Source organism: Marivirga salinae (genome assembly GCF_030503855.1).
Classification (GTDB): domain Bacteria; phylum Bacteroidota; class Bacteroidia; order Cytophagales; family Cyclobacteriaceae; genus Marivirga; species Marivirga salinarum.
On sequence record NZ_CP129971.1, the window covers coordinates 227019 to 250849 of the forward strand.

14 protein-coding genes are annotated in these 23831 nt (G+C 34.1%); 9 read left to right on the plus strand and 5 right to left on the minus strand.

The window, feature by feature from the left end; translation table 11 throughout:
• Window positions 1-195 precede the first annotated feature (195 nt).
• From QYS49_RS00930 to QYS49_RS00970, 9 genes are all read left to right on the plus strand, one after another.
• Complete coding sequence (locus QYS49_RS00930; protein ID WP_308349748.1) at window positions 196-3441, plus strand: TonB-dependent receptor; 3246 nt, start codon at window positions 196-198, stop codon at window positions 3439-3441.
• A 233-nt stretch (window positions 3442-3674) separates the two neighbouring features.
• Complete coding sequence (locus QYS49_RS00935) at window positions 3675-6236, plus strand: TonB-dependent receptor (RefSeq protein WP_308349749.1); 2562 nt, start codon at window positions 3675-3677, stop codon at window positions 6234-6236.
• 25 nt (window positions 6237-6261) lie between these two features.
• Window positions 6262-6600, plus strand: a complete 339-nt coding sequence (locus QYS49_RS00940; RefSeq protein WP_308349750.1) for a hypothetical protein — start codon at window positions 6262-6264, stop codon at window positions 6598-6600.
• 67 nt (window positions 6601-6667) lie between these two features.
• Window positions 6668-7945: a hypothetical protein gene (locus tag QYS49_RS00945; RefSeq protein WP_308349751.1), complete on the plus strand. Its 1278-nt coding sequence runs from the start codon at window positions 6668-6670 to the stop codon at window positions 7943-7945.
• An 88-nt stretch (window positions 7946-8033) separates the two neighbouring features.
• Window positions 8034-8945 (plus strand): endonuclease/exonuclease/phosphatase family protein, encoded by a 912-nt coding sequence (locus QYS49_RS00950; protein WP_308349752.1) that lies wholly within the window; start codon window positions 8034-8036, stop codon window positions 8943-8945.
• 187 nt (window positions 8946-9132) lie between these two features.
• Window positions 9133-10206 carry an efflux RND transporter periplasmic adaptor subunit gene (locus QYS49_RS00955; RefSeq protein ID WP_308349753.1) on the plus strand — a complete coding sequence of 358 codons (1074 nt, stop codon included), beginning with the start codon at window positions 9133-9135 and terminating at the stop codon, window positions 10204-10206.
• 4 nt (window positions 10207-10210) lie between these two features.
• On the plus strand, window positions 10211-13270 hold the full coding sequence (locus tag QYS49_RS00960) for an efflux RND transporter permease subunit (protein WP_308349754.1): 3060 nt from the start codon (window positions 10211-10213) through the stop codon (window positions 13268-13270).
• Window positions 13271-13276: 6 nt separating this feature from the next.
• Window positions 13277-14590, plus strand: coding sequence for a TolC family protein (locus tag QYS49_RS00965; protein WP_308349755.1), 1314 nt, complete (start codon window positions 13277-13279; stop codon window positions 14588-14590).
• A gap of 64 nt (window positions 14591-14654) precedes the next feature.
• Complete coding sequence (locus QYS49_RS00970; RefSeq protein ID WP_308349756.1) at window positions 14655-14948, plus strand: DUF6787 family protein; 294 nt, start codon at window positions 14655-14657, stop codon at window positions 14946-14948.
• Window positions 14949-15053: 105 nt separating this feature from the next.
• On the opposite strand, the gene QYS49_RS00975 is transcribed toward QYS49_RS00970, so the two are convergent.
• The 5 genes from QYS49_RS00975 to QYS49_RS00995 all read right to left on the minus strand — a co-directional run bounded on the left by QYS49_RS00975 (window position 15054) and on the right by QYS49_RS00995 (window position 23828).
• The gene (locus tag QYS49_RS00975) at window positions 15054-17063 is read right to left on the minus strand and encodes an OmpA family protein (protein WP_308349757.1); all 2010 of its coding nucleotides are present in this window, start codon (window positions 17061-17063) and stop codon (window positions 15054-15056) included.
• Window positions 17064-17070: 7 nt separating this feature from the next.
• Complete coding sequence (locus tag QYS49_RS00980) at window positions 17071-17721, minus strand: OmpA family protein (RefSeq protein WP_308349758.1); 651 nt, start codon at window positions 17719-17721, stop codon at window positions 17071-17073.
• A gap of 131 nt (window positions 17722-17852) precedes the next feature.
• Entirely contained in the window at window positions 17853-20141 is a 2289-nt protein-coding gene (locus tag QYS49_RS00985; RefSeq protein ID WP_308349759.1) for a patatin-like phospholipase family protein, read from the minus strand.
• Window positions 20142-20199: 58 nt separating this feature from the next.
• Window positions 20200-21501 (minus strand): M23 family metallopeptidase, encoded by a 1302-nt coding sequence (locus QYS49_RS00990; protein WP_308349760.1) that lies wholly within the window; start codon window positions 21499-21501, stop codon window positions 20200-20202.
• Between the two features lie 251 nt (window positions 21502-21752).
• Complete coding sequence (locus tag QYS49_RS00995) at window positions 21753-23828, minus strand: hypothetical protein (protein WP_308349761.1); 2076 nt, start codon at window positions 23826-23828, stop codon at window positions 21753-21755.
• Between the last annotated feature and the right edge of the window lie 3 nt (window positions 23829-23831).

Here is a 23831-nt window from a genome sequence, read left to right on the forward strand (position 1 = left end):
AAAATCAAATTACAAAAGATATAGAAAGAACACCAGCAGCTATTTTTAAGTGGTGAATATTATGTTTAAAAAATTGTTCTTCATTTAATGTAAAATAAATGTTAAATTGATATAAGGAATTGATTACCAGAATTTAACACTAAATAAATTATGTATTAATAATGTGAGTTTATTTTTAAAGTTAAAACTGAAGAAATGAAGAAAATTTTACTAAAATTTTATGGAACGATTGTGCTAATGATGCTTTTTGTGCAGTTAGCATGGTCACAAGGAACGACCAGTGCAATTATTACAGGAAAAGTTTCCGATAATAATGGTGAAGCAGTTCCTGGAGCAAATGTAATCGCAACACATACTCCATCTGGTGCGCAGTATGGAGTAGTAACGGATTTAAACGGTAAATACACATTACCTAACCTGAAAATTGGGGGACCTTATACTATGAAAGTGAGTTTTGTAGGATATGATGATAAAATTCAAAATGATATTTACTTACAATTAGGAGCAAAAAGGGAAATAGATTTTTCATTCGGAGGTGAAAGTGTAATTCAACTTTTGGAAGTTGAGGTAAGAGGATCAAGGCTCACTGCTGGTCAAGAGTCTGGTGCTTCAACTCAAATATCTCGGGATAATATTGAAAAAATGCCGACTCTTAATAGAGATTTGAATGATTTCACAAGACTTACACCTCAGGCCAAACAAGTTGACGGTGGTTTTTCTATTGCTGGTATTAATAACAGATATAATGCCATCTATTTTGATGGGGCTGTCAACAATGACGTTTTCGGTTTAGCTTCGAGTGGAACCAATGGAGGTCAAACAGGAGCTTCCCCTATAAGTATTGATGCAATTGAGCAAATTCAAGTAGTAGTTTCACCTTATGATGTTTCTCTAGGTGGATTTGCTGGTGGTGGAATTAATGCTGTTACTAAAAGTGGATCCAACAATTTTGAGGGTGGTTTATATACATATGCTCAAAATGAAAGCCTTGCCGGTGAAACCAATACAACATTAACAGAAAGAACTGGAAGTGAACCTGAACCTTTAGATGAATTTTCTACTAACTTTTATGGATTAAACTTAGGCGGTCCAATCATTAAAGATAAATTATTTTTCTTTGTTAATGCGGAATTACAAAGAGAAGAAACTCCATCACCATTTGATCTGGGTAGCTATCAAGGTAATACCTCAACAGCTGATCTAAATGCTTTAGGTGACTATTTGCAGAACACATATGACTATGATGCAGGTGGATTTGGAAACACAAGTGATCAGTTAGATGCAACTAGATTATTTGTGAAATTAAACTGGGATATTAATAATACTCATAAATTATTATTCAGACATAACTATACTGATATCCTTCAGACTAATAGAAATGGTTCAAATCAAGAAAGAATTAACTTTAGAAATAATGGTATCTTATTCCCATCAGTTACTAATTCTTCCGCATTAGAGTTAAGTTCAAATTTCGGAAGTAATGCTTCAAATAAATTAATTCTAGGCTTAACTATTGTAAGAGATGATAGAGATCCAATAGGTCAAGATTTCCCGACAGTTTTTATTGAAGATGGAGATGGTGGCATTAGTTTCGGTAGTGAAGCTTTCTCAACTGCCAATTTACTAGAACAAGAAGTTTTCACTCTTACTAATAACTTCAACCTTTATAAAGGAAAACATACATTTACATTTGGTACACATAATGAATTTATGAGCTTCAACAACGTATTTATACGACAAAATTATGGCTCATATAGGTATTTAAATATTGATCAATTTTTGAATAACGATGCACCTGATGAATATGATAGATCTTATTCATTAATTGATGAAGGAATTGGGGATGATACTGAAGCAGCAGCTAAATTTAATGCCATGCAGCTTGGTTTTTATGCTCAAGATGAAATTGAACTTTCTAAAAGAATCACTTTAACAGCTGGTTTAAGGTTAGATATTCCTATTTTGACGGATGATCCTGTAATTCATCCAACCTTCAATTCAGAAACCTTGCCTGCAATTGAGGCGGCTGGCTATGATATTGAAGGAGCCACAGGTGGAAAAGCCCCAGATGGTCAACTCATGCTTTCTCCAAGAGTAGGATTTAATTACGACATTTTCGACAATAACAAAACAATCTTAAGAGGTGGTTTAGGTGTTTTCACTAGTAGAATTCCTTTCGTTTGGCCAGGTGGAATGTATAATAACAACGGACTAACCGTAGGTGGTTTTAATGAAGAAGATGCACAGGACGCTGGAGCACCAGTTACTGAATTCATCCCTGAGCCTGCAAATCAACCAAGATTACCAGTTCCAACTCCTCAAGGACAAGTTGATTTATTTACTCAAGATTTTAAATTTCCACAAGTATTTAGATCAAGCTTAGCCATAGATCATAAATTAGACGGGGGTTGGTTTTTAAATGCTGAAGGTATTTTTACAAAAAACCTCAATAACGTTTACTACAAAAACATCAATTCTGATCCAACGGTTGATTTTCAATGGACTAATGGAGGAGATGATAGAAATGTTTACGTAGGAGAAAATATTGATGGAAGATACAATTCTATTTATTTAGCCAGCAACACTAATGAAGGCTATACTTACACCCTAACTGGTCAGGTTCAAAAGAACTTTGACTTTGGATTATTTGCCAATGTAGCCTATACTTATGGTGATGGTTTTGCAGTTTTTGAAGGTACGAGTTCTCAAAACTCTTCTCAATGGAGAGGTGCATTTAATGTGGACGGAAGAAACTTTGCTGAATATGGAAGAACTGATTTTTCTATTGGCAGTAGAGTAATTGCAAGCTTAAATTATAATGCTAACTGGGGTGGAACCGATAATTTCAACTCAGTTTTCAGTATTTTTTATAATGGTGAGTCAGGTCAGCCCTATTCATATGTATATGGTTCTGGAGAATCTAGTGCAAATAATATTAATAATGAAAGAGGGAGTACGAGTAGACCTTATAGTTTAATTTATGTTCCTGAAAATCAGGATGATATTTCATTAATTGATATTACAGATGGTCCAACCGCGGCACAACAGTGGGCAGCATTAAATAATTTTATAGAGGAAGATGATTACCTTTCAACTATAAGAGGTCAATATGCCAATAGAAATGGTGCTAGAGCTCCTTTCGTAAACCAAATTGATTTCAAATTCATTCAAAATTTTGCTTTTGATGCAGGAGGTAAAAATCATAGATTTCAATTTGAGTTTGATGTTTTCAACTTTGCAAACTTGTTGAATAGCGACTGGGGTGTAGTGTATAATAATCCATTTAACTATGAAATCTTGAATTTTGAAGGATACGAAGCAGATGGAACAACACCTCAATTCACCTTCACTGAGAATGATTTAGGTTTAGAAAGATATAATATTGTAAACAGAGCATCAAGATGGAGAGCTAGAATAGGTCTTCGATATATTTTTCGATAATATTTATTCAAAAATACTGTTCGAAATCCAAAACCCGGTTCAGCTATTGAACTGGGTTTTTTGCTTTCTCATATTCAAATGAAAATATTCGTATAATAAATTGAATTATTTGTCAATGTTAAGAAATTGTTAACAAACATATTCTTAATTTTAACTATTACTTAACTGTTTATCAGAAACATAAGATTTATTCTTCTTAGCTTTGTCCAAAATTTCAAATAAAATAATTCAACATGAAGAAAAATTTACTGAAGATTTGCGGACTAAGCTTGGCTTTGGCATTAATTGCCCAAGTTTCTTTTGCACAAACTACGGGTACTGTAGTCGGGAAAATTATTGACAATGAAACAGGTGAAGCTGTTACTGGAGCAAATGTGGTAGTACAAGGAACAACTATAGGAGCTGCTTCAGATTTAGATGGCGAGTTTAAAATCACAGGGGTTCCAACTGGAAAACAGAAATTTGAAGTTTCTTTCATTAGTTATGAAAGAATGACAATTGAAAAAAATGTAGCTCCTGCTCAAGATCAAGTAACTGATCTTGGAACTATTAAATTAAAAATTGCTGCCTTAGGCATGCAGGAAGTTCAGGTAATCGCTTCTATCGGTATTGATAGAGAAACTCCTGTAGCAATGTCTAATATCAAAGCTATCGAAATTGAGGAAACAATGGGTAACCAAGAATTTCCAGAAGTTTTAGAATCTACTCCAGGCGTTTATGCTACTAAAAGTGGTGGTGGCTTTGGTGATTCTGACATTACCATCCGTGGCTTTGAAAGCGTTAACGTAGGTGTTTTAATTAATGGTGTACCAGTAAATGACATGGAAAATGGTCGTGTTTATTGGTCAAACTGGGCTGGTTTAGCTGATGCTACTCAAACAGTTCAAATTCAAAGAGGTTTGGGTGCTTCAAAAGTAGCTATCCCATCAATTGGAGGTACAATTAACATCATCTCTAAAGCTTCTGATGCTGACAAAGGTGGTTCAGTTTCTGCTTCAGTTGGTAATGACGGTTACCAAAAGCAAATCGTTTCTGCTTCTACTGGTTTAACAGAAGATAATTTAGCCGTTACTTTTTCAATAGGTCAAGTTAGCGGAAATGGATATGTTGACGGTACTAGCTTTGAAGGTTATCAGTATTTCGCAAACATTGCAAAGAAAATCAATGATAACCATGAAGTAACCTTAACTGCAATTGGTGCTTCACAAGAACACGGACAAAGACAAAGCCGTTCTACTATTTCTGACTATAAAAATAGCGATAGAGGAATCCGTTACAATCCTGATTGGGGATATAAAAATGGTCAAGAAACTAGTATCGAGGATAACTTCTATACTAAACCATTATTTTCTTTAAACCACTATTGGACCATAAGTCCTAAATTAGATGTATCAACTGCTGCTTATTATTCAATAGGAACCGGTGGCGGTGGTGGAACTGCTACTAATGGTGGTGACTACGACAGAAGAGATGGTGTAGTTGATTTTGAAACTATAGTAGATCAAAATATCGATAATGGCGAATTTGGTTCAACTGCTATTTTAAGAGCATCACATAACAATCACCAATGGGCTGGCGCACTTTCAAGTGCTAATTACGCGCTTAATGAAAATATTGATATTTTAGCTGGTCTTGATTATAGATATTATAAAGGAGAACACTATCAAACTGTTACGGATTTATTAGGTGGTGAATATTTCCCAGATGATGCTGATGTAAATAACCCAAATAGAGCACTTCAAGTTGGCGATAAGCGTTCATATTACAATGACGGTATCGTAAATTGGGGTGGTGGATTCCTTCAAGGTGAATATTCTAAGGATAATTTGTCTGCTTTTGCTACTTTACAAGCTTCCAATACAAGCTACCAAAGGGTTGATTATTTCAATTATTTAGATAGTGATCCTAATCAAACTTCTCCGGTTTATAATTTCTTTGCTTTCGGAACTAAAGGTGGCGCAAACTATAACTTGACTAAAAATCATAATGTTTTTGCAAACTTAGGTTATTTTGAGAGAGCTCCTTTCTTTAATACAGTATTCCCTGTATTTACTAACGAAGCAAACATTGAAGCTGAGAATGAAAAAATATTGAGTTATGAATTAGGTTACGGTTACAGAGGTAGTAAATTCTCTGCAAACGTTAACGTTTATAGAACTACTTGGACTGATAAAACTTTCCAAATCACAGTTCCTAACCAAGGTCCACAAGGCACAAACTTATTTGCTAACATCTTAGGTGTTGAAGCAATTCACCAAGGTCTTGAAATTGATTTCCTTTATGAGCCAATTGATGGACTAACTTTCAACGGTATGGGTTCATTTGGTGATTGGAGATGGAATAACAACATTGAAAACGTTTCTGTTTTTGATGAAAACAACCAAGAAGTTAGAACTGTAAGTTTATTTATTGCAGATACTAAAGTGGGGGGATCAGCTCAAACAACTGCAATGGGTAGAGTTTCTTATGAAATTTTAGACGGATTGACAGTAAGAGGGGAGTATAGCTATTTTGACAATATCTATGCAAGATTTGATGTTTTATCAAGAACAACTGAAGAATCAGCTGGTGTTAATCCTTGGCAAGCCGAAGCAACTGGATTGGTTGATTTAGGTGCATCTTATAAATTCTCTATCTCAGATAAAGTGAAGGCTACTGTTTTAGGAAATGTTTATAACGTTTTTGACACTTATTACATCAAAAATGCTAGTCAAAACTCTCAAGACCCTAACAATCCATTAGTATGGTTTGAAACAGGAAGAACTTGGAGTGCAACATTCAGAGTTAACTTCTAATTAGAATATAAAACACAAAGAAGATATGAAATTATTTAATAAATTATATTTATTCCTCTTCGTAGCGCTTGCTTTTGCTTGTGATCCTTATGAAGAGACTTTCCAAGAAATTGAGGAAAGTACACCAGGTCCTATTGCTAACATTGAAATCACTCTTAATGATGATGATTACGCATTATTAGAAGAAGTTGAAGGCGCTGAGAGTGTTGCTCAATATGGCAACTTTGATAATGAAGAAGATGTAAGAGAATTTATTCCTATGATTCTTTCTCAGAAATACCCTCTTTTTGATAATAAGTCTCTAGTTACTGTTAACTATGACTTTTATAGAGGACGTGCTGATGAAGTAGAGACCGTTTACTAGAGCAGATCAATATGAAGTTACTTCAGAAGATTATAATAGTATTTCTGGTGATCCATCTACATATGGTTTGTTTACAGCTGCTCAAGCACCTTCTAATTATGTCCCCAACATATTAGCTGATACTTTAAATCCTGACGATTATCAATCAGGCGATTTAGTATTAGTTACGTATAATTATGCAGAAGAAGTAAATGACCCTTCTGTAAATGTTACTATGAGCGAAGATGAATATCAATCATTGGTAGATTACACAGAAACTACCAGAGGTGGTGATTGGATTGATTCTTTTGGAACATTGGAGTATTACTACGGTTCAAATTCATATTTCAGAAATTTTGATGGTAGAATTAACAGGAGAAAAGGGTACATTGAGGACAATGCTTTAAATGATGATCTCTTCGATGGTTCTACTACTCCTGAGGAAGACTCATTAAGAATTGAAGAAAGAATTCAAGATGGAATCGTTAAATTTTTAGAAATTAATTATCCAAATGCTACTCCGGAAGTAAATGGAACTGACAAATTTTTCTTTATCGAATACAACGTTTTTTATGGTGGAGATGCTGGTTCTATTGACTACTTTGTTAAATATCAAGTAGAAAACACAGCTCCAAATTTATCATTTACATTAGTTACCGGTCCAACTCAGGATGTTTTAAAATCTTCAGCACCTGCTATAAAAACTGGCGCATACTATGCTTTTGATGGAACTGAGTGGTCTGAAGAAAATAATAGTGATTACTATTATTTAAGCTCTGCTGATTACAATGCAATGGGCGCTCCAGGTCAATATGACAACTTTAGCAGTTCTGTTCTACCTGCTGATTATTTACCTGAATTATTAAATCAAAAATATCCTTACGCTTTAGAGGAAGATCAAAAAATATTGATCTATAAATATTTCTCATCTGGTGAGGTACAAATCAGAGGTGATTTATATACTTTCACATCAGGTAACTGGGAAGTTTATGGTAGTGTAATTAAGGAACAACTTCAATTTGCAAAAGAAGAAGGTGTTTGGGTTCCTGATAACACTATCGCTTATACTTTAACTGGTGAAGATTACCAACAAATTGGAAATATTGCCATTGAAAATGGTGACGTAGCTAGAGGAGAAAACCTTCAGTCATTTGGTAACTTCTATCAAAATTTCCCTGGTGGCGATACTCACTGGACTGACGAACAAATTGTGGCTGTTTTAGATCAATTCCTAAAAATCAAATACCCTGATTTAGGTCCTGGTCAAAAATTCACTATCACATATGTAGCTTACACAGGTTCAGCAGTTGAATTACAAATGAACTTAATCCAAAATGAAGAAGGAAATTACGTGATAAACGAATAATCTAACCTCACATACAATTTTTAAAGGCGTATCAGCTCTGTTTGATACGCCTTTTTTTTTGTGTAATTTTGTGAAAATTTAAAATACAATGATAAAAAATACCTTTTACTTACTGATTTCAATTGTTTTCTTTACTGCTTGTAAAAATCAAACTCCTCAACCAGAACAAAATGAGGAAGATGAAGACAAAAACGAAGTTTATATTCCCGAAATCATCGAAAGTTTTGATTGCTTTCCTCAGGATGGCGCTTCAACATTTGAAATTGTCACTTGGAATATAGAACAATATCCATTAGACACTGATACTCCTGGGGCCATTAAAACTACATTGGATACTATGAAAGTAGACATCATAGCCTTTCAGGAGGTTAAAACACCGGATAATTTGATTGAGGCTGTAATTGACAGCTTGCCTGATTGGGAATTTGTTTACGCAGATGTTCGATATAATCTTGAAATTGGCTATGCTTATCGCCCTTCTGAAATTGTTTCGATTGAATCATTAGAACTATTATTTCCTGATAGCAGCAATGCATTCCCTCGAGAACCAGTTTTTACAACCATAGAACATGTAAGCGGATTAAAAGTCAATCTTATAAACATTCACTTAAAATGCTGTAATGATGGCGAAGAAAGAAGAGCTGTTGCTAGTCAGTTACTGAAAGAATATATAGACACTAACTTATCAGATGAAGCTACTATTCTGCTTGGAGATTTCAATGACGAAATAGATGATGATAATAATCCATTTACAAATTTCATTGATGATAATGCTAATTATAGATTTGCTGATATGGAAATAGCAACAGGAAATTCTGAATTTTGGAGTTATCCTTCTTTCGGACCTGAAGGTAGCCATATCGACCATATTTTAATTTCAAACGAATTGTTTGACTTGGAAGTAGAAACTAAAACTTTAACATTAGGAGATTGCATATCAAGATATGAATATAATGTATCTGATCATCTTCCAGTTATGAGTACGTTTACCACTGATTAAATTTAATCCTAATAATATTTCCAAACCTCTGAACTCAGACTTCAGAGGTTTTTTTATACCCAATCATCCCCATTTCCTACCGCTAGAGATAAAGCCTTAAAATTCAGTAACCTTATTGCTTTAAGTAAGTTTTAACTATTCGTATGTTTGTACATCCATCTAGCTAAATATTTTTTAATACTTTACTATGAACAAGATTATCACTCGGATTATAGCCTCTATTGCAGTTTTAGCTATCATTATATATTTAGTATTTCCTAATATTTTCTCTTCCGAAGCAGAGAATAATTTAGAGACCCCACCTGCAGCAGGAAGCTCAAAAATTGCTATTGATGCACAAATCGTTGAATATGAAACATTCAAAAATGATATTGTACTTACTGGTTCCTTAATAGCAAATGAATCAGTCCAGCTAGCAAGTGAAATTTCTGGGAAAATTGATAATATCTATTTCAAAGAAGGGGAATACGTTAAAGAAGGTAAATTGCTAGTTCAAACCAATGTGGCAGATTTGAAAGCAAACTTACAAAGATTAAAGTATACTGCTCAGTTAAATGCTGAAATGGAAAAGAGACAAAAGCAATTATTAGAAAAAGAAGCCATAAGTAAAGAGGAATATGATATTGCTTTCACTAATTTTAAAACTACTCAGGCTGAAATGGATGCTTTACAGGCAGAAATTGATAAATCAAGAATTAGAGCACCTTTTACTGGATTTATTGGCTTAAGATATGTAAGTGAAGGAAGTTACATAACCCCAAGCTCTCAAATTGCTTCCCTTTATAATGTAGACCCCATTAAAATTGAATTTTCAGTACCAAGCAGATATAGTGGACTAGTGAAAAAGGGAAGTAAAATTACTTTTTCATCTGAAGCTGAAAATGAAGAAAGAAAAGCAACAGTTTATGCAATTGAACCACAAATTGATCCAGTTACCAGAACATTAACGGCAAGAGCAGAAACTCAAAATCCAAATAACGAATTGATACCTGGCCAATTTATTCGAATAAATTTGAGCTTAGAAAATAGGGAAAATGCTATTTTAATTCCAACTACAGCTATCATGCCTAAAGCAAATGGACATACTGTTTTTATTATTAAGGATGGAAGAGCACATTTGAAAGATGTAGAATTAGGTGCTAGAACTGCCAACCGAGTTGAAATTTTGAAAGGAGTTAATAAAGGAGATACTGTTGCAATTGCAGGGGTTCCACAGTTAAAAGATAGAGCAGAAATAGAAATTAAAAAGCTGGAAAAATAAAGAAATGGCCTCATTATCAGAAATAAGTATTCAAAGACCAGTTTTAGCCATTGTGCTTTCACTGGTCATATTAATTTTTGGCTTTATTGGATTTAATTTTCTTGGTATCAGGGAATATCCATCAGTTGATCCTCCAATTATTACTGTAACTACGGATTATGCGGGAGCCAATGCTGATGTGGTAGAATCTCAAATAACCGAGCCATTAGAAGAAGCTGTAAATGGTATTGCCGGTATTAGAACCATAACCTCAACCAGCGCAGAAGGGAGAAGTAGAATCACAATTGAGTTTAACTTAAGTGAAGACTTAGAAGCAGCAGCAAATGATGTAAGAGATAAAGTATCCGGAGCCAGAAGAAGATTACCTGAAGATGCTGAGCCTCCTACTGTTAATAAAGCTGATGCTGATTCTGATCCCATAGTATTCTTAAATATTAATAGTGAACAAAGAAGCTTATTAGAATTATCTGCCATAGCAGAAAATACTTTTAAAGAAAGATTACAAACCATTTCAGGTGTAAGTGAAGTGAGAATTTGGGGAGAAAAACGCTATGCAATGCGTCTATGGATGGATCCTATAAAACTTGCAGCTTACCAATTAACTCCCTTAGATGTATTAGATGCAGTGGAAAGCCAAAATGTGGAATTGCCCTCAGGAAGTATTGAAGGTGATATGATTGAATTAGTCGTAAAAACGCAAGGGCAACTTACCTCCGAGAAAGACTTTAATGATTTAATTGTAGCAGAGAGCAATAATAGTTTCGTTCGTTTTTCAGACATTGGTTATGCTGAATTAGGGCCACTAAATATGAGAACCGTCCTAAAAAGAGATGGGATTCCTATGGTTGGGGTGGTTTTAATCCCTCAGCCTGGTTCCAACAGCATTGATATTGTAGATGAATTCTATAAAAGAGTTGATAACATTAAAAAAGACTTGCCTGAAGATATCAATTTAGGAATTGGATTTGACCAAACTGAGTATATAAGGGAATCAATTAATGAAGTGCAGCAAACTATTATCATTGCCTTTCTCTTAGTAATCTTAATCATTTTCGCTTTTTTAAGAGATTGGAGAACCACTGTAATTCCAATCGCTACCATACCAGTCGCCTTAATTGGTACATTCTTCGTTATGTATTTGGCAGGTTTCTCTATTAATGTATTGACCTTGTTAGGTATTGTTTTGGCTATTGGACTTGTGGTTGATGATGCCATTGTAGTACTAGAAAACATCTATACTAAAGTGGAAGAGGGAATGGAACCAATGGAAGCGGCTAAAAAAGGAGCCATTGAAATTTTCTTTGCTGTTATTGCCACTACCGTAGCTTTGGTAGCAGTATTTATGCCTGTGATTTTCTTAGAGGGCATCACGGGTAGGTTATTCCGTGAATTCGGAGTAGTGGTAGCTACTGCCGTAATGATATCATCATTTGTGGCACTTTCACTTACACCGATGATGAGTAGCCGAATATTAAAAAGAAGAGAAAGGCATAATTGGTTCTACAGAAAAACAGAACCATTCTTTGTTTGGCTAAATAAAGGTTATGCTAGAAGTTTGGACGGATTTATGAAAGTACGATGGATGGGTATCCTATTATTCCTAGGTGCTGTAGGTTTAATCTACGGATTATTTAAAGTACTTCCTTCAGAGTTGGCACCTTTAGAAGACAGAGGAATGATTTCTGTAAGCACTACAGGGCCAGAAGGAGCTACTTTTGAATATATGGGTGAGTACATTGATAATTTAGTAGAGGTTACAATGGATACTTTACCTACTGATGGCTTAATCTCAGTTACTTCACCTGGTTTTGGTACTCAGGGAACAAATTCAGGATTCATGAGGATTATGTTGGTAGATGCTTCCAAAAGAGAAAAAAGTCAACAACAACTTTATGATGAATATACTCCAATTTTAAATGAATTTCCTGCTGCAAAAGCTTTTGCTTTCCAGCAGCAAACTATCGGTGGAAGAAGAGGTGGTTTACCAATTCAATATGTAATTCAAGCTACATCTCTTGACAAACTTCAGGCAATTCTTCCTGAATTTGTTGAAAAAGCGAGTAGCGACCCCACTTTCACTGTTGTTGATCAAGATTTGAAATTCACCAAACCTCAAATTGATATTCAAATTGATAGAGAGAAAGCCCAGACTCTAGGGATTTCAGTGATTGATATAGCGAGAACATTGCAGTTAGGATTAAGTGGTCAGCGTTTTGATTATTTCATTATGGATGGAAAACAATACCAAGTAATTGGTCAGGTTCAAAGAAATGATAGAAATGCTCCAATTGATTTAAGATCATTATACGTCCGAGCAGAAAATGGACAAATGTTGCAATTAGATAATTTAGTGACATTAGGTGAAAGCTCAACTCCACCATCTTTATATCGCTATAACCGATATATTTCTGCTACCTTATCAGCTGGTTTAGCACCAGGAAAAACGATAGGAGATGGAGTGAAAGCAATGGATGCAGTAGCATCTGATGTGTTAGATGAAACTTACAGTACTTCCTTATCGGGTGCTTCATTGGACTATTTCGAAAGTTCATCAAGTTTATTATTTGCTTTTGGTTTTGCTATTGTATTGATTTACCTGGTATTAGCTGCCCAATTTGAAAGCTTTAGAGATCCTGTCATAATATTATTTACTGTTCCATTGGCAGTTGGTGGTTCATTTCTATCTATATGGCTATTTGGAGAAACCTTGAATATTTTCAGCCAAATTGGAATCATCATGTTGATTGGCCTAGTTTCAAAAAATGCTATTTTAATTGTTGAATTTGCAAATCAGAAAAAAGCTCAAGGACTCAACGTGACAGATTCTATTACCGAAGCAGCCAAGTCAAGGTTTAGACCTATTTTAATGACAGCTTTATCTACCATTTTAGGAATTTTACCTATTGCTTTGGCCTTAGGGGCTGGTTCAGAAAGTCGAGTTTCTATGGGAATCGCTATTATCGGTGGATTAATATTCGCTACAGGTTTAACCTTGTATGTAATTCCGGCTATTTATTCTTATTTCGCAAGTAAACAAGCGCGTGTATCACGTGTTGAATCTTAATTTTTTATGATAAAGTATATTAGTATAATTTTTATCGGCTTTATTAGTTTCAATACTTTGGCCCAGGAAGTTAGCTTAAATAAGGCTATTGGTATTGGAATGGAAAATAATTTTTCAATTAGAACTGCTAAAAACATAGAAAAGGAAGCAGTAATCAATTCTGATTATGCTTTTTCAGGATTTCTTCCTGTGATTGATTTGACCGGTGCTCGAAACTTTGATGTGGAGAATGTAAATCAGGAATTTAGAACTGGTGATACCAATCAATTAGATGGTGCCAGATCAAATAGCATGAATTTCAGAGGAGACCTAACCTGGACTCTTTTTGATGGTACTAAAATGTTCTTAGATTACAAAACATTACAAATTGAACAAAACAGAACAAGATTTGAAACTCAAGCAGTATTGGAAAATACACTTGGGAGTATAATTCAATCTTACTTTCAGTTAGTCTTTGAGCAATATCAATATAAGGTATTGCAATCAGCTGTGAAATTATCAGAGGAAAGGTTAGAAATAGCTCAAGCCAATTATGAAGTAGGGAAATTCTCAAAAACAGAATTATTGGCTGCCCAAGTAGATTTAAATACTGATAAAAGTAATTTATTAAATCAGGAAGAGATCATGCAACAAGCACGTGTATCGCTTAACTTGCTCTTAGGTCAAGATCCTAATCAGGAATTCCATGCTACTGACAGCATGTCTGTAAATAATGAATTACAGCTAAATACATTACTGGACGATTTAGCTGAAAGAAACAAAGAGCTTTTAGCTTTAATGCAACAAGAAGACATTCTAAAAATTCAACATAAAAGTGTAAATACAGAATTGTTACCCCAGATAGATTTCAATATGGGCTATGGCTACACTAACTTTAACTCTCAAGCTGGTTTCTTATTACAAAATCAAGCAGTAGGACTAAGTTATGGTTTAAGCTTATCTTGGAGAATTTTTGATCAATTAGACAGAAGAAGGAGAAATCAAACCACCCAAATTGCAATTGAAAACAATGTAATTGCCATGGAGGAATTGGAAAATCAATTAAAAGGAGATTTATCCTCCGCTTATGTTCGCTATAAAAATAAACTTGATTTGATCAAATTAGAAAATGAAAATTTGGATGTAGCAAAAGAAAATGCTGAAATAGCCATTGAGAGATATAAAGTAGGTCGTTCTAACTCAATAGAGCTCAGAGAATTTCAACTAAACTCCATTGAAGCGGAAAGCAGGTTGTTAAATGCCATTTATTTAGCCAAGCAAGCTGAGATCAGTTTATTGGCTATTAGCGGAAATTTATTGACTCAGAAAACTGTCAACTAATATTTTTGCATGAAGATTGAAATCTTAATTTCTCTTATTTTTGCGCTAAATAAAGCAAACAATTATGTTCGAAAAACTTAAAGACAGATGGGATTTAAAATCTGGTTGGCAAGTATTTATAGTATTATTAGTATTTGCATGTACTGGGTTTACCGTCATGTTTTTAAAAGAACCTATCTTATCTTTAATAGCTGCTAAAGAAGAACGAAACTGGGTATTCACTACCATATATTATATCCTTATCCTTCCTGTTTATTTCATAATCCTCCTCTTCTATGGATTTATATTTGGACAAAGTACATTCTTTATTGGCTTTGTGAAAAAGACATTTAGTCGTTTTAAAAGGAAAGATAAATAATCACATAGAAACAGATAAAAACTAATATCAGAAGTCAGCTACAATATAGTTCCGGTCTAATCTAAGTGCAACATACTTCAAGCTTCCATCTTCCCACTCCTGACTTTATCGTTCCACCTTGAAGTTTACCCTTCTATTTTTAGCTCTGTTTTCTTTGGTATCATTAGGATAGGCCGGTTCGCTTTCTCCTTTTCCAAGATATTCCAATCTTGCTTTATCAATTCCATTACCTGTTAAATAATTAACCACAGATTGAGCTCTTTTCTCTGAAAGCATTTGGTTATATTCTTCAGGACCAGTGCTGTCGGTATGTCCAATAATAACCACTTCAATCTGACTATTATCTTTCATTACTTCCACCATTCTATTTAACTCAAACTTGCTGCTGGCTAGTAATTCATAGCTATCAAAGGCAAAGAATACATTATTCAACACAATCTCAGCTTTGTCCTTCACTGGTGCCAAAATCATATCGTTCGTAAAGCTTTTGGATTCTTTCTGATTGGTTAAATCTATATTCTCACTTATTGGTAAATAACCTTTCACTTTTGCAATGTATTGGTATTCCTTACCTGCCGGAAGTGTAATTTCATATTCACCGGTCGTAGGATCGGTTTCCACTTTACCAACTTCCACTCCATCTTGTGTTTCATAGGAAACTACAGCATCTAATGGTTCTTGAGTTTCCATATCCACAACTCTTCCGGAAATAGTAATAACAGGATCTAGCTCATTAAATAAAGGCATAGGTAATCGATAAATATTCATATCACCTACAGAATCTTCCTTAGTGTAGTAAGCAAAATTACCCTCAGCAGGCATACTGAAAAATAAATCGTCTCCACTGGAATTTACTTGTGGCCCCATGTTGTAGGGTTCACTCCAATTTTGCCAAGTATCATCCAATCTTCGGGTCATATAGATATCATTTTTACCAAACCCAATATATCCGGATGAAGAAAAGAAAAGGGTTTTATCATCTGAAGCTAAAAATGGAGAGGTTTCATCTGTAGCAGTATTTACATTCTCTCCCAAATTCATTGGAGCTGTCCATGTTCCGTCCCTTTTTTCAAAACTGACATATAAGTCTCTATCTCCATAAGAATTATCTCTTTTGATAGACATGATTAAGGTTTTTCTACTATTTGCTAAATAGAAGTTAGCTTTCTCTGCCATATTATAAAAATCATCGATGTCTAAGCTTTCTGGCTTCGACCATGAGTCTCCAGCTTTAGAACTTACAGACACACCTGAAAACAACTTATCTCTTTTTTCATCATATTTATTCCCGATCAGTAAAACCATGGTATTTCCATCAGGTGTGATAGAACTAACCCAATTAGGCCCATCACTATTAAGTGGCTCTCCTAAATTTTGAGCTTCTTGCCATTCATTGGTTACTGTATCTAAATCACTTACCCAGATATCTTCATAATCCTCTATCCCGCCTACATTATCAGGATGAAATTTCCTGCCAAAAAATAATTGCTTTCCATCCGGACTTAAGATAGGCTTTAACTCTTCATAAGGGCTATTCACTCTTTCATCTAACTTCTCAGAAACTAACTCTTCCTTAACATTGGGAACCAATTCCAATTGTAAATCTATTGGGGTTTCAGAATCTGTAATACCAATTGCATCAATACTGTAATAACCAGGAACAGCACTGCCGTCAAACTCAAGTTTTACAGCCGCAACATTATATTCTGTTAATTCAGTAAATAATCGTAAAAATCTACCTGGTTGATTTACAATTACTGGTTCCCTTTCGATCATAAGGTATTCATTGCCAGCTTCATCATAAAAATAGATTTTGGTAAGTGCACTAGGGTTATAAGACTCGGCTATTGCAATTTGCCTTATAGGCTTTGGGTTATCAAATCCAACCTTTACAAATTCTTCTCTTCCAGGTCTTCTGGGAGTCCATGCGCTTGGACTACCTTCACCCCATGGATAAACATTTGGCTTTCCTAGTAGCTGTTTTACAGAATATTGTGTTTCTTCTAACTCAGAGGAATATCCTATAACCTTATCAGCCCAATTAGCATCTTGAGCATAAGATTGAAAAAATGTTACAAAAATTAATGATAACAGTAGTGGTAATTGTCTTTTCATTTTCTTTCTATTCAGCCTTCAATATTCGAGCTTCTACTCTCCTATTATTTAACTTTGCTTCTTCAGTACTTTCTTTGCTTAAGGGTTGTGTACCTCCGAATGCTTTTGTTTTTATTCTATCAGAACTTACGGACTTGGAGGTCAAATAAGTTTTAACAGCTTTTACTCTTTTTTCACTTAATCGCATATTTGCAGACGCACTACCTCTGAAATCAGTATGTCCTTCTAATTGAATTTCCATATTTGGATATTCATTCATCATATTGAGTAATTTATCCAATTCACCATATGAATCTTTTAGAATTTCTGCCTTGCTTTGTTTAAAGTTTATATCGAGTCTTAAAGTAGCACCAGAACCTGATGGCATTAAGGAAAATAGTAATTCATCCATACCATCTTTGATTGCGATCTCTTCTTCAATTGCTATGTAACCTTCTGACTCTACTGTCACTTTATATTTGTTATTCTCCTTAACTTTAAATGAAAAGTCACCTGTCTCTTCCTCTGAGTGAAAAACTCTAATATCACCACCATAAGGTAAACTCTCCAAAGTTATTTTTGCTTCAATTGGGTTTTCAAGTGCTTCATTGATTACTTTTCCATCTAATGAAATCCATTTGCTACTTAGCTGCCCATGGGTCATTTGAGCTAAAAACATTAAAATAAAACTTAATTTAAAGAACAAACCTTTCATATGGTAATATCTGTTAATTTTTTATTAAAATAATTGTGTAAAACTAACTTTTAATATTGGAAAATATGAGATTATTCGATGAAAATATTGGAATTCTATTCGAGCGGCTTCTTATTAAACATCAAGTATCCAATATTGAACAGTAATAGAAAGGGAGTTTGGTCTTGATAATAATGTCCCGATATACTTATTGGACCTATAGGAGATTTATAAAATATCGCAGACATCCCAGATAAATAGTAATCAGGACTCAACTCGGTCTTACTTATAACATCCAGATTTTCTTCCCATTTAATCAACGGTTTAAAGGCATGTCCTTCTAAACGAAAATGAAAATCTTTATGTAATTGAATTTGATATTTGAGGCCACCCGCCATAAATAAGGGAGCACGAAAATTTTCCAAGTACTGACCCAAACTTTCAAATGTTGGGCTGTAAGCTGGTGTATTTAATAAAGTGCCTCTATAATTCGTAAAGGAATTAAGGTTAGAAGCCTTTGCAGTTATTGAAAATCCAAAGTCACCAAAGTTCACAGGGTAATATTTTTCTATTTCAGCATTTAGTTGAAACCAATTATGTCGTTTTACATTTTGATTAAGGTCAGAAGTTGAACCAGGAAGGTAGGTTTCCGTTCCATAATTATGTGTTAAACTAAATTCTACTTTAGACCCTTCAGTTGGAAAAACTCTTTCATTAAGATTAGAGTAGCTAACTGATAAAGCATGTTGCAATCCATAGAAGCGATTATAATCTAAGGTATCCGTTGTAATATAATCATCAATATTGGTATACTCATTAACTTTTCTTAACAAACTGCTTTTAAATTCTAGCTTCATTTTGTCAAAAATTGGCAAACCAATATTGACTCCGTAATTCCTATCAAACTGATTAATAGGAATCACCCTTCTACTGTCAAGAAAATTGCCAGTATTCAAAAAATCCCATCCGTTATATTTAAAAAACGGCTCTGCATAAAATTGATAACCAAAAGGGAATTGGATTTTTAATTTATATTGAAAGCTCTTATAAAACTGCCCTATCCCAACAGAAGTGTCGTGGTTGAATAATAAATAATTTAGGTGATCAAAACCTGCCCCCAAATAAAAATTGCTTAGGCCTGAACTACCTACATTACCACCAAAATTTAGTCGGATATTCTCTTCTCCTTCTGATGATAAATTGAATTTGTAATGCTCTTTATCTTGAATATAACCAATAGTAGGAAATACACTCCCAAAATACGGATCCGCTATCAATTTAAAATAATTCGTTTTTAATTCAGATATATCCAGCTCCTGTTTGCCTATCGGATTGATAATTCTCTCAATATACCTTTTTTCATCATCGCGAAAATCGGTGAACCCGAATTCAGAAAATTTTAAGGGTTCCATTTTATTTTTAAATAATGCACGTTCTCTTTTAAGTTCTTCTTGAGATTTTCGCATTTGTATTCTCTTTAACAAATCTGGGATCATCTTATTTGCGGCAACATATCCACTATCGATAATCTGAGCAGCTTTGGAAAAATCAAATCCCGTAAAAGCCTCCAAATCAGGTTCAATAAAAACATATTGGTTACCTAAATCCTTTGGGTCTACTTTATCCATAATCATATACAGCAATGATGTTGAAATTAGCTTCTTATCATTTTCAGGATATTCTTCAAAAATCTTAGTTGAAACATTTACACCAATTAAAAAATCAGGGTTATAGGATTCTCGCATATGAGTAGCAGGAAAATTATCATATATCCCTCCATCAAATATAAATTCTCCATTAATTTTCACAGGTTTATAAACATAAGGAACGGACATAGTTGCCCTAAGAACCTCTCCCAATTTACCGGAATCCATATAAACGGACTTTTGAGTAAAGATTTCAGCTCCAACAGCTTTAAATGGGACAAAAAGATTATCAAAATCCTCTCCAGCAACTTGATTGGCTTTTGCCATATACTCGGCTAAAGTGAAATTCAAAATTAAATCATTTGCTACTTGTGGTCGGAAGTTGGCTTCGAAAGTAGAATCAACTCCTAAATTGATCTCTAGCCAACTTGGATTAAGAGAGTTTTCAAAATAATAAGTATTAAAATCATCAGGAAATGTTCCATTAATCCAACTTTGGAATTCTGAAGACCTTGCCATTGAGTCTATTTCGAAAGGAGAATAACCTGCAGCATAAAAGCCACCTACCACTCCTCCCATAGAGGTTCCTATTATATAATCTACTGGAATTTCATTTTCTTCTAAAGCTTTGAGTACGCCAATATGCGCCAAGCCCTTGGCACCGCCACCGCTAAGTACCAAGCCCACTTTTTGAGAAAGAAGTGATTGATTAATAGTTATTAAAAGTATGAAAAGCAGAAGCTTTCTTACGCAATTCATTAGGTTCAGTTTTTATCTTTTTTACTTGAAGCCAAAAGATAAATAACTGAATTCAATTTCATTGCATTCCTGCCATTAAAACTTCATCATCACTATCAGGATAAGGGATTTTATCCAGTTTTGCCTTTACAAATCCTTTATATCGGTTAAAGTTAGTAAGGTAATCTTCTACTATTGGTTCTGATGGTGGTAGATCAACTTTCATTGCATCCACTTGTCGGCCATTCTTCCAAAATCTATAACATAAGTGAGGACCGGAAGCTAAACCAGTTGCCCCTACATAGCCAATTAATTGTCCTTGCTTTACTTTTCCGCCTGGGTTAATTCCACTTGCAATGCGTGACATATGCAAATATTGAGTAGAATAAGTGCCATTGTGACGAATTTTCACATTACGACCGTTGTATTTTTCATAGCGTGCCTTAGTAATTACTCCATCACCTGCTGCATAAATTGGAGTGCCAGTTGGTGCAGCATAATCAGTACCTAAATGAGCTTTATATCTTTTTTGTACAGGGTGAAATCGTTTTGCAGTATATCTGGAGCTAATTCTCGTAAACTTTACAGGATAACGTAAAAAAGCTTTTCTTAAACTTTTTCCTTCCTCATCAAAATAATCGACTCCATCTCCTTGATCAAATGCAATTGATAAAAATGGATTATTATAATGCACTAATTCAGCTCCTATTATTTCTTCTATTCCAACAGCCTTTCCTTCAATTACTCTTTCTCTATAAAGCACTTTAAATTGATCACCAGGATATATTTTGGTGAAATCAATTTGCCATCCATACATATCGGCCACTAAATCGACTAACTCTGGAGTACCTCCATTTTTCAGGATTTCTTCATATAATGAAGATTGAATAGTTCCACTAATTGATTTTTCTTGAATAGTAACAGGCTTTTTCTCCACATATACTTTCATGGAGTCTTTCAAATTGAAAACCACATATTCTTCAGGATTGGGCTCGTAAACCAATGCCCTAGCTGAAGGAAAAGAATCTTCCTCTTGATAGATGACTGTATATTTTTTGTTAGGAGCTATTTTCCTAACATCAAATACATTTTTTGATAGATTAGCTAATTGAAAAATAGTTTGATGAGATACATTATAGGCTAATAAAATATCAGAAATACTTTGATTACGCTTTACGGCATGCTCCTCTACTTGAAAAGAGTCTATTACCATACCATATAAAATAGTAGGTGCAAGTTGTAAAGGTTCTGTAGATACAGAATCTGATTTTACCTCAATTTTTTTATGAATTTCGCCTATTGAATTGTACTCAAATGTGTAAAAATAAGCTAGCGACATGACAGCCAAAACAACGACTGCACTCAATATTTTTCTCATCATTTTATTCTTACCTCTTTATACTGATTGCAATATTATTATATTTTATTAAAAACCAATGGATTAGCTATTATATTTTAAAGTGATTATTTAAAATTTAAACCATTTTATTGATATTTTTCTAAATGTAAAAACAAATTACGGTTTAGCTATGCGTATATCACTTAAATTTCTGATCATTTTAGATCATTTTTGAAAATATTTTTAGAACTATGATTTTTATCAGTTTTAATTGAATCAACAAAGCAACAGCTTTAATATGATCCAAAATATCTTCTAATAAACCATTCCCCGATCACTAAAAGAAAAATCAGTAAATAAGGAATAATGTTTTGAGTTAATGGAACAGTTTCACTTTCTCCACTTAAAATCCTTGGATACTCTTTAGCATTTAAGTAATCTCTCAAATCATCGGTTTGGTTTGAATAAAAAAACTTACCTTGATTTTTTTGTGCTGTTCTTGCTAAGAGGTCAAAGTCAGCTTGAAGATTCTGGCTTTCGATATCAAACTCTTCAACCACAAATTGTCCAACACTTTCAAAAGCTCTATCTTGAATAGTGGTAGTAGCGCTATACTCATAAATTCCCCCAGGTAAATTTCCCACCACAAAATCAGGCTTTAACCTATCAGGAGTGAACTCAAAATTGTAAATACTATCATTTGAAGATTTCAGTTCTAATTTGACAGGAATTCCATAAATACGATCATATACTTCATTGTAAATCTCCACCTGAAAATCAACTTCCTCATTGTCTGAAAAAGCTTCCTTTTTAGGGAATACCTTGAATCTGTCTTTTTGATTTTTTGCGGTCAAATATCGAATGCTTTTCATCACCCAATCATCGAAAAAATCATGGCTTTGCGTGTTTAGATATTCTACCATACGCCAAATCCTGAAATTTTGAACCAATAGTGTAGCTTGCCTGATTTCATCATTATTATAAAAAACAAAAACAGCTTCTTCCGTCTTAACATTTCCTACTTTTTTCATGAACAATCCCTTTGACAATGGATGAAAATTATGTTTTGCAAAAGGCATTGAGGCAGGAGGTAACTCATCTAATATTTCTTCTTGCTCATTGCTCAATTCAAACAGTTCAAAATTTGTATTGACATAAGCAAAGGCTTCATCAGATTCTGAGGATGGCACTAAATCAACCGATTCATTCAATTCATTGTGCCTTCTGAAATTCAATTGGGAGCCTGTAACAAACCATAGTGGGGTTTCAGCATTTTTCAATTTTCTGATCTCGCTATCAAAAGAATTTTTTATGTTGGGAAGATGAAATAAAATAGCCAGATCATATTCGTCTAATTTTTTTACATTTTCTTCACTAATCCCATCAATCGCTAAGGTGAAATCATAATTATCATTTCCATCGATTGCTGCAGAAAGTGCTTTAATATCGGGGTGTGGATAAGGTGCCAAAAGAAGAATATTCTTTTTTCCCTCTACTATATTGATGTAGGCATTTTTAGAATTGTTTTGAGTATTGAATTCATCTTCCAAAATTTCTACCTCCACTGTGTAATCCTGAAAGCCTGTTTTTTCAGCATCCACTAAAAATTGAACAGTAGATACTTCTCTTTCATTTTTAAATCCCACTAACTTTTGCGCTATAATTTCCCCATTATTTCGCAAACTCACTCGTGAATTTTCTCCTTCAAACCCAGTATGTAAAATATCTGCCTCTACAGGAAATTGATTACCTTGATAAGCTACTTTATTGTATCTAATTTGCTGTAAGACCACATCTTTCTTTTGGGTAGAATCTCCCAATCCAACAGTGGATAATTGAAATGGAAATGCATAATAGTCGGGAGAAATACCTTGATTATAGATCCCGTCAGAAAAAAGAATGACTTCAGAAATCAACTTATTATCAAAACTCTCCCCTGTATTTTTAATTGCTGCATTAAGGGGACTCTCTTTTCGATCATTTTTAATGCTGTCTTCTTCCGATAGAACGTTACCGTTGAGCCCTAAAATTGGAATATCAACTCCTTTTTTATCTTCCAGATCGGATCTTAATTGTTGTAACTCCTGCCAATAAATTTGCAAATCATTTTCACTTTTACTGAGGGATTCAGAATCATCCCAAAGAAAAATAATTTTGGATGGCTCGGATGTTGTTTTTTGAATATTTAAAAAGGGCTCTAAAAAAAGATAACCTATAATACTCACTACTAAAAACCGTAATACAAAAAGCACCTTATTCCAAACAGGAGTCCAAGGTTCCTTTTTACGGCTGTAAAGCATGTAGGCATAAACAAGGCCTAAAACCAAACATAAAATAAGCCAATAAGGTGAGTAAGCAGTTTTTAACATATC